10 protein-coding genes are annotated in these 12,698 nt (G+C 55.9%); 9 read left to right on the forward strand and 1 reads right to left on the reverse strand.

Features of this window, described 5'->3' with window-relative positions; genetic code table 11:
- The first annotated feature begins 45 nt into the window (after positions 1-45).
- The 5 genes from spoIIID to AC1BI1_RS12370 all read left to right on the forward strand — a co-directional run bounded on the left by spoIIID (position 46) and on the right by AC1BI1_RS12370 (position 6,534).
- Positions 46-318, forward strand: coding sequence for a sporulation transcriptional regulator SpoIIID (spoIIID, locus tag AC1BI1_RS12350; protein WP_476717603.1), 273 nt, complete (start codon positions 46-48; stop codon positions 316-318).
- A gap of 73 nt (positions 319-391) precedes the next feature.
- Positions 392-1,429: a rod shape-determining protein MreB gene (mreB, locus tag AC1BI1_RS12355; protein ID WP_476717604.1), complete on the forward strand. Its 1,038-nt coding sequence runs from the start codon at positions 392-394 to the stop codon at positions 1,427-1,429.
- Between the two features lie 115 nt (positions 1,430-1,544).
- Positions 1,545-2,771 carry an efflux RND transporter periplasmic adaptor subunit gene (locus AC1BI1_RS12360; protein WP_476717605.1) on the forward strand — a complete coding sequence of 409 codons (1,227 nt, stop codon included), beginning with the start codon at positions 1,545-1,547 and terminating at the stop codon, positions 2,769-2,771.
- Positions 2,768-5,884 (forward strand): efflux RND transporter permease subunit, encoded by a 3,117-nt coding sequence (locus AC1BI1_RS12365; RefSeq protein ID WP_476717606.1) that lies wholly within the window; start codon positions 2,768-2,770, stop codon positions 5,882-5,884. Before AC1BI1_RS12360 ends, AC1BI1_RS12365 begins: the two co-directional genes overlap by 4 nt.
- A gap of 44 nt (positions 5,885-5,928) precedes the next feature.
- A complete protein-coding gene (locus AC1BI1_RS12370) occupies positions 5,929-6,534 on the forward strand; it encodes a TetR/AcrR family transcriptional regulator (RefSeq protein WP_476717607.1) in 606 nt (201 codons plus the stop codon).
- A 145-nt stretch (positions 6,535-6,679) separates the two neighbouring features.
- Here the strand turns inward: AC1BI1_RS12370 and AC1BI1_RS12375 are convergent, their stop codons facing one another.
- The gene (locus AC1BI1_RS12375) at positions 6,680-6,853 is read right to left on the reverse strand and encodes a hypothetical protein (protein ID WP_476717608.1); all 174 of its coding nucleotides are present in this window, start codon (positions 6,851-6,853) and stop codon (positions 6,680-6,682) included.
- A 320-nt stretch (positions 6,854-7,173) separates the two neighbouring features.
- On the opposite strand from AC1BI1_RS12375, the gene AC1BI1_RS12380 reads away from it, so the two are divergent.
- The 4 genes from AC1BI1_RS12380 (at position 7,174) to AC1BI1_RS12395 (ending at position 12,636) form a co-directional block, all read left to right on the forward strand.
- Entirely contained in the window at positions 7,174-7,776 is a 603-nt protein-coding gene (locus tag AC1BI1_RS12380) for a copper amine oxidase N-terminal domain-containing protein (protein WP_476717609.1), read from the forward strand.
- Positions 7,777-7,875: 99 nt separating this feature from the next.
- Positions 7,876-8,844, forward strand: a complete 969-nt coding sequence (locus AC1BI1_RS12385) for an LCP family protein (protein WP_476717610.1) — start codon at positions 7,876-7,878, stop codon at positions 8,842-8,844.
- 55 nt (positions 8,845-8,899) lie between these two features.
- Positions 8,900-9,664, forward strand: a complete 765-nt coding sequence (locus AC1BI1_RS12390) for a WecB/TagA/CpsF family glycosyltransferase (protein WP_476717611.1) — start codon at positions 8,900-8,902, stop codon at positions 9,662-9,664.
- A gap of 254 nt (positions 9,665-9,918) precedes the next feature.
- Positions 9,919-12,636 carry a S8 family serine peptidase gene (locus AC1BI1_RS12395; RefSeq protein WP_476717612.1) on the forward strand — a complete coding sequence of 906 codons (2,718 nt, stop codon included), beginning with the start codon at positions 9,919-9,921 and terminating at the stop codon, positions 12,634-12,636.
- Positions 12,637-12,698: the final 62 nt, after the last annotated feature.

Here is a 12,698-nt window from a genome sequence, read left to right on the forward strand (position 1 = left end):
CCTCCCAATAAAATTATAGCGGAGTTGGATAAGGGAGGCTGTCCCATGCAAGACCATATCCGCGAGCGGGTGCTGGAAATAGCCGCCTACATTGTACAGCACAATTGCACGGTGCGACAGGCGGCTATTATTTTTCGAGTTAGCAAGAGTACAGTGCATAAAGATGTAACCGAGCGCCTGCCGCGGTTAAATGGGGCTTTGGCTCTTCAGGTGCGGCAAGTGCTAAACCAAAATAAAGCTGAGAGGCATCTCCGGGGAGGAGAAGCCACGCGAAAAAAATACCGAGAAAAAAGGATTTCTACTCCGGCTGCAGAATAAATACCTGTAAAAGTACGTCCATAATTTTCCTCACCGGGATGGGGGAAGAGAAGAGGGGGAGAAAGTACAAGCCATGTTTGGCTTGAGCCAGGATTTGGGTATTGACCTAGGTACGGCTACCGTTCTGGTTTATATCCAGGGCAGGGGGATTGTTTTAAACGAGCCCTCAGTGGTAGCCCTAGAACGCGACAGCGGGCGAATCATTGCCGTGGGGGAAGAAGCCCGGCGGATGCTCGGGCGCACGCCGGGCAATATTGTCGCTTTGCGGCCCTTAAGGGAAGGTGTCATTGCTGATTATGATTCCACGGAGCGCATGCTCCGCTATTTTATTGCTAAGGCTTGCGGGGGTAATAAGAGCTGGGCGAAGCCGCGGGTCATGATCTGTATACCTTCTGGTGTCACGGGAGTAGAAGAGAGGGCTGTGCGCCAGGCTGCCCTGCAGGCAGGGGCCAAGGAAGCGCATCTTATTGAAGAGCCCTTAGCGGCTGCCCTGGGGGCCGGGCTGGAGATTGCGGAGCCCAGCGGTTCCATGGTAGTGGATATAGGAGGAGGCACCACCGACATAGCGGTCCTCTCCTTGGGAGGTATTGTTTGTAGCAAATCTTTAAGGGTGGCCGGGGACAAATTTGACGACGCCATTGTTCGCTATCTCCGGCGGGAAAAAAGCCTTATGATAGGGGAGAGAAGCGCCGAAGAGCTGAAAATACATATTGGCACGGCCCATCTTTCCAGTAAGACGGATCGCAGGGAGATGGATGTACGCGGCCGGGACCTGGTGACGGGCCTGCCCAAGACGATTACCGTCACCTCTGAGGAAATATTCGAGGCCATTCAGGAGCCCCTCTGGCAGGTAGTGGGAGCTGTTAAGGAGGTTCTGGAGCACACCCCTCCGGAACTGGCCGCCGATCTGGTGGACAAAGGCATTGTCATGACCGGGGGAGGAAGTCTCCTCCACGGCCTGGACCGCCTTTTAAGTGAAGAAACCGGATTGCCTGTATACGTAGCCGATGACCCCATCTCCTGTGTAGCCCGGGGCACAGGTAAAGCCCTTTCCATGCTAGATGCGTTGAAGGCGAATTTCCCTCGTCCGGGGTACCGCTCCTTTGATTAATTGACAAATTTTATGCGGTGTACGATAATGTTTTTGTCTCAAGTTTCGACCGACTGGTCGGTCGGAACACTTAATTTAACAAGGGCCGAGGGGAAATGCGAGGGGGAAAGGTTGCATGAGGTTAAAGAGGGGGACTATTTCTGCCATATGGAGATTATCTCTTTTAATATTTTTAGCTGCGCTACTCCTGGCGGGGTGTGGCAAAAGGCCTGCTCCTGAAGTCCAGGAGGCTAAAGTGGCGGTGGAACTGGGCCGGGCTGAGCGCGGCACCGTGGTAAGGGAGGCCAGCAGCACCGGCATAATCCAGGGGGCCGAAGAGATAAATGTAGTGGCCACCATGCCGGGGCGCTTATCTGCGATACGCGTGCGGGTGGGGGACAGGGTGCGCAAAGGAGATATCATTGCCGAGCTGGAAAACAATGATGTAAAGGCCAGGGTGGACCAGGCGCGGGCCGGGCTGGAACAAGCGAGGGCTGCGCAGGAGCAGCTTAAAGCGGCCCGCGAGCAGGCCGAGGCCAACCTTCGCCAGGCGGAGGCCAATGCGGCCAACAGTAAGGCTAACCTGGAAAGAATAAAGGCCCTCTTTGAGGCGGGTGCGGCTTCCCGGCAGCAACTAGAACAGGCCCAGACGGCCTGGGAAGTAAGCCAGGCCCATGTGGAGGCGGCGCGGGCCGGCCTTAAGGCCATAGAAGCGCAGCAGGCAGGCTCTACCGCTCAAAGCCACAATGCAGAGGCTCTCCTGCGCCAGGCCGAAGTGGCCCTGGACAACACTTATATTAAAGCTCCTGTGGATGGTATTGTAGCCGCGCGCCTCCTGGACCCGGGGGAAATAGCCCAGGGGCCCATCGTGGTTTTGGTAGCAGACGCAAATCTGGAGGTCAGTTTCCAAGTAACGGAGCAGGACATTATTTATTTAAAACAGGGACAAGAAGTTAGAGTGCAGGTTACCGCAGCCGGGGCCGAACTTAAAGGCAAAATAAGCGCCGTAAGCCCGGCAGCCGACCAGCGCACGAAGACCTATACGGTCAAGGCCGCCTTGCAGCTCGGGCAAACAAATATTAAGCCGGGCATGACGGCCACTGTTTATTATCCCACCCTCAAGGCAGAAAACGCCATCGTGGTACCCAAGAATGCCGTGGTCAACCGCGGCGGGCAGGAAATCGTATTTATCGTAGAAAACGGACGGGCCGTGGGTCGCCGGGTCACCACGGGCCTGGCCGACAGCCAGAAAGTGGAGATCAAAGAAGGCCTTTCTGAGGGAGCGGCCATTGTTATTAAAGGCCAGGAATTCTTAAACGAAGGGCAACCGGTCGAAATAGTAAACGGGGGAGCGCAAGGATGAACTGGGCACAACTCGCCGTCAAACGCCCTGTGGCGGTTATCATGGCTGTTCTGGTGGCTATCCTTCTGGGTGCAGTGGCCTTGACCCGCCTGCCGGTGGACCTTTTGCCTGAGCTAAATTTACCCTATGCAGCCGTGGTAACTAACTACTCGGGAGCTGGTCCGGAAGAAGTAGAAAAGACCATATCTAAACCCCTGGAAGATATTTTGGGAACGGTCCAGGGAGTAAAAAACATACGATCCATGAGCATGTTGGGCGCCTCTGTATTGGTCCTCGAGTTCGAATGGGGTACCAATATGGACCTGGCCACCCTGGACATGCGCGAAAAGATCGACCGCATCCAGGGCTTTCTACCCGATGCTGCCGATAAACCTATGGTATTAAAAATGGACCCCAACATGATGCCGGTTATGACCCTGGCCCTGCGGGGTGAGATGGATGAGCAGCGCCTTAAAGAACTGGCGGAAAATGTAGTTAAAAGGCGCCTGGAACGGCTGGAGGGTGTGGCCTCAGTCAACATCACCGGCGGACTGGTGCGGGAAATCCAGGTATTGGTTTTCCCCGAGCGCCTGCAGGCGTATGGTCTCTCCCTTAATCAAATTGTTCAGTCTCTCCAGTTAGAGAATACCACTTTTTCTGCGGGGAAAGTGGAAGATGCGGGCAAAAACATTTTAATCCGCGTTACCGGAGAATTTGACAGCCTAGACCAGATACGGCAGGTCACCCTTACCACCCAGGCCGGTTCAGCGGTGCGCCTGGGAGATGTAGCCGAGGTTCGTGACGCCCAGGCGGAGCGTACCAGCCTGGCCTTGCTGGACGGCAAACCCTCTATAGGGTTATCCATTCAAAAACAGACTTCAGGCAATACCGTAGCCATCTCCCGCGCGGTGAAAAAAGCTATAAAAGAAATGTCTTCTGAGTTGCCTCCCGGCGTAGTAGTGGAACCGGTAATAGACAACGCCAGGTACATCGAGGCTTCTATCAGCGGCATTTACCGGGATATGCTCTTGGGGAGCATCCTGGCCATGGCTTTAATCCTTATTTTCTTGCGCAATTTCAGGTCCACCTTAGTCATAGGGTTGACCATACCGGTGTCGGTAATTACCACCTTTGTGCTCCTGTACTTTGACCGCATGACTTTGAATCTCATCACCCTGGGAGGGCTCTCCCTGGGCATAGGCCGTATGGTGGACGATGCTATCGTGGTCTTCGACAACATCTACCGCCACCGCCAGCTGGGCGAAGAACCCGAAACCGCGGCCATAAACGGCACCCGGGAAGTCACCAATGCTGTAGTGGCTGCCACTTTAACTACAGTAGCGGTTTTCCTGCCGGTGGCCTTTATTAAGGGCCTGGCTTCCCAGCTTTTTACCCCCATGGCCTTGACCGTGGCCTTTTCCCTCTTGGCCTCCCTGGCCGTGGCCCTAACTGTGACCCCCATGCTGGCGGCCCGTATCCTGGCGGGCCCCCTGCCCCAGGACGAAGAGGTCGCCCACAACTGGTGGCATTCTCTCTTGTCGGGCGCCTGGATGGTGCGCTTAAGCGCTTTCTACCACCGGGTCCTGGGTTGGTGCTTGAAGCACCGGGCGGCGGTGCTCATAATCACGGCCGCTATCTTTCTGGGCAGCCTGGCTCTGGTCCCGGCTGTCGGGGTGGAATTCTTCCCCCCTTCCGATGAAGGCACCCTCAGCATTACCGTAGAACTCCCCAAGGGCACCCTTTTATCGGCAACGAAGGCAGTGGCGGACCGGGTAGTCGCCCTGGTGCAAGAAGAGCCGGAAGTTAAGAGCATCTATGAAGTGGTGGGGGGTTCCGGCGGGCGGTTAAGTTTTTTGGGCGGTGAGACGCCGGAAATGGCCAGCATCAACGTAAGCCTGGTGGACCTGAAGGACCGTAGACGTAGTTCCGAAGAGGTGGCCACAGCCATCCGTCAGAAGGTCCAAAAAATCCCGGGTGCTAAAATCACAGTAACCGCTACCTCAGGCTTAACCAGCGGCGGCATGAGCCAGGCGCCGGTGCAGGTGGACATCCACGGCGACGACCTCGATACCTTAAAAGAACTGGCCGAACAGGTGCGCAACATGGTAGCCGGAGTGCCAGGGACTACGGCAGTGGAGAGTTCCTTTACCCAGGGCCGGCCCCAGGTAGAGGTGGTGATCAATCGGGAAAGAGCAGCCCTCTTTAACTTGAGTACTGCCCAAATAGGCAACACCGTGGCCACCGCCGTAGGGGGGAAAGTGGCTACCCGTTACCGCCTAGGTGGCGAGGAGTACGATGTCCGCGTCCAGCTCCCGATATCTTCCCGGCAAACCCTGGCGGATCTCGAGAATTTAACCATTTCTTCGCCTTTAGGCGTGCAGGTGCCTTTAAAAGAAGTAGCCGAGCTCAAAATAGATACTACTCCTACGGCTATAAACCGCTATAACCAGGACCGGGTGGCCAGTGTTACGGCCAACATAACCGGCCGCCCCTTAGGCGATGTTATGCGGGATATAAGGGCTAAAATAGCGGAGATTAAATTGCCGCCCGGGTACGAGATAGAGTATATGGGCCAGACCCAGATGATGATGGAGGCTTTCGGCCAGCTAGGTGTGGCCCTGGTGATGGCCATCATCCTGGTTTATATGATTATGGCCGCCCAGTTTGAGTCCCTCTTTCACCCCTTTATAATCATGTTTTCCATCCCGGTCTCTTTAACGGGAGTGGTTTTGGCCTTACTGTTGACCGGCCGGACCTTTAGCGTGACCGCCTTCTTGGGGGTTATCATGCTTGCGGGTATAGTGCTATCCAACGCCATCGTGCTGGTGGATTACATCAATATCCTGCGCCAGCGAGGGATGCCGCGAGAAGAAGCCATTTTGACGGCCGGGGCTACCCGCTTAAGACCCATTCTCTTGACCGCTCTTACCACTATCCTGGCTATGGTCCCCCTGGCTTTGGGACTGGGCGAGGGGTCGGAAATGGAGGCTCCTTTGGCCACAGCCGTGAGCGGCGGCCTGCTGGCCTCTACCGTATTAACCCTGGTATTGGTACCGGTGCTCTATACCGTGCTCGAGGACCTGTGGCAAAGGTTCCCATTCCGCCGCCGGCACCAGGCAGGGGTGGGGATTTAACCGCTTTTTAAAACTTGCTAATAAGTTAAGGGGGTCCGGGGAGATTGTTAAGTGAACCGGAAACTGATAAACGCCAGCAGATTTTAATGGCAGCGGCTCGGGTCTTCGCGGCCCGGGGTTTTCAACGGGCTAAAATGGCCGATATTGCCCTGGAGGCCGGGGTAGGTAAAGGGACTATATATGAATACTTTCCTAGCAAGAAGGAGCTTTTCCGGCAGATGGTGATACACCTCTTCACCACCCATGTCGGTTATCTTAAAGGGATGTGCCAGCAAGACCTGTCTTTGCCCAGGTTTTTAGAAAAGCTCCTAAGGGACAGCATACATTTTCTGCAGCAGCACCGCCATTTTGCCCAGATACTTTTAACCGATCATCCTTTGCTGGGTGAAGACATGCTGCGCTTTTTCTGGGAAATCAAGAAGCAAAATATACGGCATTTGAGCGAGTATATCAGCAGGAAAATAGAAGGTAAAGAGATGCGGCCTATTAATCCCTGGCTGGCAGCCACCATAATCCTACATGTATTAGGGGCCGTGGGGTACCACTTTATCCATGAAAGAGGTTCAGGAGGAGTAGAAGCGGCAGGGGAAGTAGAAGGCATGGTAAGCGCAGTTAAAGACATTCTATTGTACGGCTTCAGCAGGGCCTAAGCCGGCCGATTATGCCGGCACCCAGGCATATTATGTAAACAACAGAGGCCGGGACCTGCTGGTCTTCCGTCCTCCAGGCTGGGGCAAAAATAAAGAGCAGCCCTGGGTAAAACCAGGAAGCTGCTCTTGTGTCCGCGCTGTCCCTCTAGACCACTTTCTTTTTCGGCAACCGGGGCTGCTTGATCTTTCCGACTTCAATCTGTTCATCAATATCCATAATGCGGACAAGGATCTCGGCCCGGTCGCGAGGCGAAGCATGTACCCATTGATCTAATAGCGCTCTTCTTTCACGGAGGAGACTGCGCTGGATGTCCTTCATTTAAAGGCCTCCTTTCACCAATTGTTTAATATTAAGTATGTCTTTTTTCTTTCCCCCTTATTATAACATAACCGCCTAGACTTTGTGAATTATTTCTTGATAAAAAAGTGTGAATAATTTGCTTTCCACGTTTGTTCTATTTACTTGCTACCATTTTAAGGCAGGAGGAATATGGGCTTTTATGTCGAAGTGAGAATTAGTTTGCGGAGAAAGGAGGGAGCAGCGCGTCTGCTGCGCAACTGGTGCGAGACAAAGCTAAGCTCAGACGCTTAACCTTAGTCCTTGCGGCGGCCTTGGTTTTATGCCTTGGGGGTTATCTATTGGCCGGTTATTTTAGCGGCCGCGAAGTACAAGCCGGTGGTCCGCTTCCCGGCAGCAGCGAGGACCCCCTGGTGACTAAATCTTATGTAGACCAGTATGTAAATGAAAAGGTACAGAAATTGCAAGAGGCTCTGGACCAGGCCCAGGCCCGCCTCAACAGCCTGGAGCAGGAACTGGCCGCCCTTAAGAAAAAGATTTCGGAACTTCCCAGCGCCAGGATGAAGCAGGTGATATTGACCATCGGGAGCAAAACGGCCTTTGTCAACGGTATACCAGTTCAGCTACCGGTGGCACCGTACCAGGATGCAGCCACCGGCACTTCCATGGTACCCTTTCGTTTTGTGGGAGAAGCTTTAGGAGCTACAGTTAACTATGATGGACAGGCCCAGGGTGTAAGCTATATACTGGGTTCCCGGACCGTCATATTAAAAATTGGCTCCCTTAAGGCCACTATCAACGGCTCGGTGCAGGACCTGCCTGCAGCACCGCGACTGGTAAACGGGACTACCATGGTGCCTCTGCGAGTAGTTAGCCAGGGACTAGGGGCCGAGGTCCGGTGGGATGAAACTGCCAGGGCCATCACTATTACTTTATTCAATTAATCACCAGACGGCTCCCAGTACCTTTTTTTAACTCAGCTCTAGGACCGATTGATACGAGTTGCCAGCAAGGCCCTGAGCCTACCGTAGGAGGCTTTTAGAATGGGTGAGACACAGTATAGCGAGAGAGAATTCTGGGGAGAGGCTCAAGCCCGGGTACGTCCGGCTAAAAGGGGAAACCTCTTTTTTAAGGTGGTTCTTTTTCTTTTTTTAAGCCTTATAACTTTTACCGGCTTCGGCTTGGCCGGCTATCAGTTGGCTGCTTACTGGCTGGGCCAGCCGGTAGCCATGGGCGAGACCGGTACCAACCCCGAAGAGGCCCGGACGGCTCTGCCCCCGGCTGTTCTCCTTATAGGTATAGACGCCAGGAAAGATAACGAGCCCTCCCGTTCAGATACTATTATGCTGGCCTTTTTGGATGAGGCCAGCCGCCGAGTGGATATTTTATCCGTACCCAGGGATACCTATGTGCGTATTCCCGGCTATGGGTCTGACAAGATCAACGCCGCCCACGCCTTAGGAGGGCCGGAACTCCTCATGGAAACCATCAATACCTTTCTAGGCAGCAGGGTCAGCAAGTACGTGGAAGTAGATTTTCAGGGTTTTGAGAAGATAGTGGACACCCTGGGAGGAGTCTATATCGATGTTGACAAGCGCATGTATTATCCCGAGGAAGGCATCAACCTTAAACCCGGGTACCAGCATTTAAACGGGCACGATGCTCTGAGTTATGTCCGCTTCCGCAACGACCCGGAAGGAGACATCACCCGCATTGGACGTCAGCAGAAATTCTTAAAAGCTATGCTGGACCAGGTTTTGAAGCTGAGCACCATCCCCAAAATTCCTCGCCTGGTGAGCGACCTCAGCAAATATGTGAAGACCAATCTCACTACCAAAGAGATGCTCGCCCTGGCGCTGTTTTTAAAAGATATAGATAGCAGTATGATAGTGGGCCATCTCGTTCCGGGCGAAGGCCAATACATTAAGGGCATCAGCTACTGGGTGGCCGACCAGCAGAAGCTGGCGACCGTATTGGCTGAGATCCCTTCTTTAAAAAAGAAGAGCAGATAGCTCTCTGGCTTGCCAGCCCGAGAAGTCCACCTGCGGGGAGGCTTGCACGAGCAACATGTCAAAGACCATCACCCGGCAAGGGCCGGGGAAACGAGAGCGCCGGGTACTGGGATGCCGGGTTGACGGTCCCACCCTGGCCGAGGCCGTAGAGCTTATAGAAGAATTCATCGCCTCCGGTACTCCCCACCATATCGTCACTCTAAATGCCGAAATGGCTTACCGGGCTTCCCGCGACCCGGAGCTTTTGGAGATCATCAACCGGGCCAGCCTGGTCACCCCCGATGGCGCCGGCATTGTCTGGGCTGCCCGCTTTTTAGGAGCACCCGTGGCAGAAAGGGTGACGGGTGTCGATCTGGTGGAGGCCCTGGCGGCCAGGGCGGCGGAAAAGGGCTGGCGCCTGTTTTTTTATGGCGCTGCGCCTGGGGTAGCGGAAGAGGCCAGAGCCAGGCTGCTAAGTCGCTACCCGGGTTTAAAAATTTCCGGCACGGCCCATGGATACCTCACTCCTGCGGAAGAAAAGGATTTGCTCGCCCGGCTGAAGACCATGCGGCCGGATATTCTTTTAGTGGCTCTGGGAGCTCCCAAGCAGGAGTACTGGATTGCCCGGCACCTGGAAGAATTAGGGATTCCGGTGGCCATGGGTGTGGGCGGCACTCTGGATGTCCTGGCCGGCGAAGTCAGGCGCGCTCCTCTATGGATGCAGCGCAAAGGAATGGAATGGCTGTATCGCGTGCTAAAGGACCCTAAAAGGGCCAAAAGAATAATGGCCCTTCCGAAATTTATATGGGGTGTATGGCGACAGGCTTTAAAGGAGCGCTGACTTATCCCCAGTTTTTGCTAGGGAGGCCTGCTTAGGCTTGGAAGCGAGCGACTAAACCCGAGCAAAAGTCCTGCCCGCGAGGGAGGCCTTGGCGAGCGTAAGCCGAGCAGGCCTGGGAGCAAAACTAGGGATACGCCAGAAAAGAGCGAGCTCGAAACCCGCAAGGCCCAGTCTAAAGTGGGGATAACTCAGGAGTTGCTGGCGTGGTCCGGCAGGAACCACAAGGAGGCGTACGAACCATAAGGAGGCGTACCATGAAGTCACGGCTGCGTCCGGGCCGGGGGACAAGACCAGCCCTTATCCTGGCGGCCCTTTTTCTTTTAACTTTGCTTTTGCGCCTACATACCTCTTCTTCCGATACATCCTTTTTAAGCGACCGTGCCGCGAGGGTCATCGGTTCCCAAGCCCTGGCAGCGCCCGGATTTGTGGTGCCCGGGGGGCTGACCGGCCGGGGACAGATTATAGGTCTGGCCGATAGCGGCCTGGATACAGGTAGGACCGATGATATCCATCCCGATCTTAAGAGCAGCCCGGGCCAGTTGCCCAAAGTGGTCATGCTCAAGAGCTGGGCCGGCCGTAGTGTACCCGACGACCCTCTGGGCCATGGTACTCACCTGGCCGGCATACTGGTGGGGACGGGCGCGGCCTCCGGGGGCAAATATCGCGGTATTGCTCCGGAAGCCAGCCTCTACTTTCAGGCCCTTCTGGATAGCGGAGGGAATCTGACAGTGCCTTCCGAGCTGGAAAACCTCTTCCGTCCGGCCTACGCTGCTGGGGTGCGCATTCACGTGGACGGCTGGGGCGGGGGTGCCAACGCCTACACCACCACCAGCCGCCAGATAGATGCTTTTGTGCGCTCCCATCCAGATTTTCTTCCCGTCTTCGGCGCGGGCAACAGCGGTCCCCTACAGGGCACTTTAACCGCCGAGGCCAACAGCAAAAACGCCCTGGTGGTAGGAGCGTCTCAATCGGTCCGGCCGGCCTTAAGCCCCGATGCCCAGGACGTCCGGGAGACCGCCTCCTTTTCCAGCCGGGGTCCGGCCGGCGATGGCCGCCTTAAGCCCGACCTTCTGGCCCCGGGTACGGGCCTGGTTGGTCCTCGCTCGCGCCTGGTGGAGGGCAATTTTCCCGTCTACCCCGATTACAGCCTCCAGAGCGGCACCAGCCAGGCTGCAGCGGTGGCCGGGGGAGCGGCTACCCTCCTGCGCCAGTACCTGCAAGAGAAAGGGTACCGGGAGCCTTCTGCTGCCCTCCTCAAAGCAGCCCTTATAAACGGCGCCCGGCCGGCTACCACTTCAACTTCCCAGGCGCCCGGGAGCGCCTGGGGCATCCTGGACCTGGCGGGCACCGTCTTATCCCTGGAAGAGGGCGCCATGAGGTTGGCCGAAGAAACCCCGGGCCTGGCCTCCGGGGAGGCGGTCATCTTCTCTTGGGAAGTAAACAATCCGGAAGTGCCCCTTAAAGTTACCCTGGTCTGGACCGACCCTCCTGCCCCACCGGATGCCAGCCCCGCCCTGGTGAATGACCTGGACCTGATGGTGGTGGCCCCAGATGGCCGGGAATATCTGGGCAATGACCCGGCTGCCAGCGGTAAGCCCGACCGCCTTAATAATGTGGAACAGGTTTACATAAAACAACCGCTACCCGGGCGCTACACTATAAAAGTGACGGCGGCGACTATCAGGGAAGGGGCTGTATCCGGTTCTCGCCTCATGCGTCAGGATTTCGCCCTGGCCTATGGCCAGCCTCTGCCCCGCGCTATACTGGCCGGCTTCTCTCCAAGCGGGAGAATAGTCTTAAGCGGCGGCCGGGAAATAGAATGGCCGGCCGCGGGGATTAAGAACGTGGTGGACGGGGAGGTAGTACCGGCGGACAAAGAGCACCTCCTCCCGGGGGCTGACCTGTATCTGGGCACCCGGACCCTTTATGTAGTCGGGGCTACCTGGGAAGCAGCCGGCCTGCAACCCTTGACCACTTCCCGCGGGGGTATGTTGGTGGAGATCAGCCGGGCAGCCCGGGAGGGGGGCTTTTATTTAAATCCGGAAGCCCATGATAATGTTTTCCTGGACGGCCGGCCCTCACTGCTGGAGAACTTACCTCCCGGTATAGATGTTGCGGCTACCTTAAATCCCTCCACAGGTACCCTCTGGTATCTGTCGGCCAAGGCCCTGGTAAAAGAAGGGTTTGTGTGGAAAGTGGACCTGCTGGAGAAAAAGATGTGGCTTTGGGGAGAAAGCCAGCCCTACCAGCTGGACCCTAGAGCGGCCGTCTCCTTTGCCGACAGCTTACAACACTCTTGCCTGGCCGACCTTCCCTTCGGAGCGGCGGACAAGGCGGAAATGGACCAAATATGGCCGGGGCTGGCGGTGCGTTTGGCTATATCCTCGCGCAGCGGGCAAGTGGTTTACCTGGCGGTCAAGAGAGACCTGGCGGTGGGGCGTATAACGGCGGTTTACCCTGCCGTTGGACGCCTTACCTTAGAAACAGGCGCGGTGCTGGAACTCTTTCCCGGCGCCCCCCTTTACCGGGACGGCCAAAAAGCAGATTTGAGCAACCTTAAACCGGGGGACTGGGTGCAAGCCTTAACCCTGCCCGGGGGAGACAAGGTTATAGCTCTTAAAGCTTACAGCCGCGTCCTCTATGGCCGGATAATTTACTTGAGCCGGGAGCGCAACCTTTTCTATTTTATTGATAGCCAGAACCGGTTTTACCTCCTTAACCTGACCAAGGCCACTGAAGTCTACCGGTGGGGCCTGGCCGCGGGCCCGGAAAATCTTAGCCCTGGCGATTGGGTCCGGGTGGTGCTGGACCCCGGCGGCAATATTGCCTGGCGGGTGGATGTGGCTCCGGCGGTGGAAGAAAAAAGCGGGGTGCTGGCCGGTTGGGATGGGGAGCGGGGTTCAGTCAAACTCTCCGATGGTAGCTCTTACCTGGTCTCCGGCGCCACCCTGGTCACGCTAGGAGACTGTTGACCAATACCCATTTATTTAGGGATAAGAACTTCTATGCCCAAAAACTGTTTAACAGAAATTAG

Source organism: Thermanaeromonas sp. DSM 22490 (assembly GCF_056378755.1).

Bases quoted from the DNA above. Each gene is read 5' to 3' on its own strand.
- AC1BI1_RS12365 (WP_476717606.1), top strand. From the start codon at position 2,768: ATGAACTGGGCACAACTCGCCGTCAAACGCCCTGTGGCGGTTATCATG.
- AC1BI1_RS12395 (WP_476717612.1), top strand. From the start codon at position 9,919: ATGAAGTCACGGCTGCGTCCGGGCCGGGGGACAAGACCAGCCCTTATC.
- AC1BI1_RS12385 (WP_476717610.1), top strand. From the start codon at position 7,876: ATGGGTGAGACACAGTATAGCGAGAGAGAATTCTGGGGAGAGGCTCAA.
- AC1BI1_RS12375 (WP_476717608.1), bottom strand. From the start codon at position 6,853: ATGAAGGACATCCAGCGCAGTCTCCTCCGTGAAAGAAGAGCGCTATTA.
- AC1BI1_RS12390 (WP_476717611.1), top strand. From the start codon at position 8,900: ATGTCAAAGACCATCACCCGGCAAGGGCCGGGGAAACGAGAGCGCCGG.
- spoIIID (WP_476717603.1), top strand. From the start codon at position 46: ATGCAAGACCATATCCGCGAGCGGGTGCTGGAAATAGCCGCCTACATT.
- mreB (WP_476717604.1), top strand. From the start codon at position 392: ATGTTTGGCTTGAGCCAGGATTTGGGTATTGACCTAGGTACGGCTACC.
- AC1BI1_RS12360 (WP_476717605.1), top strand. From the start codon at position 1,545: ATGAGGTTAAAGAGGGGGACTATTTCTGCCATATGGAGATTATCTCTT.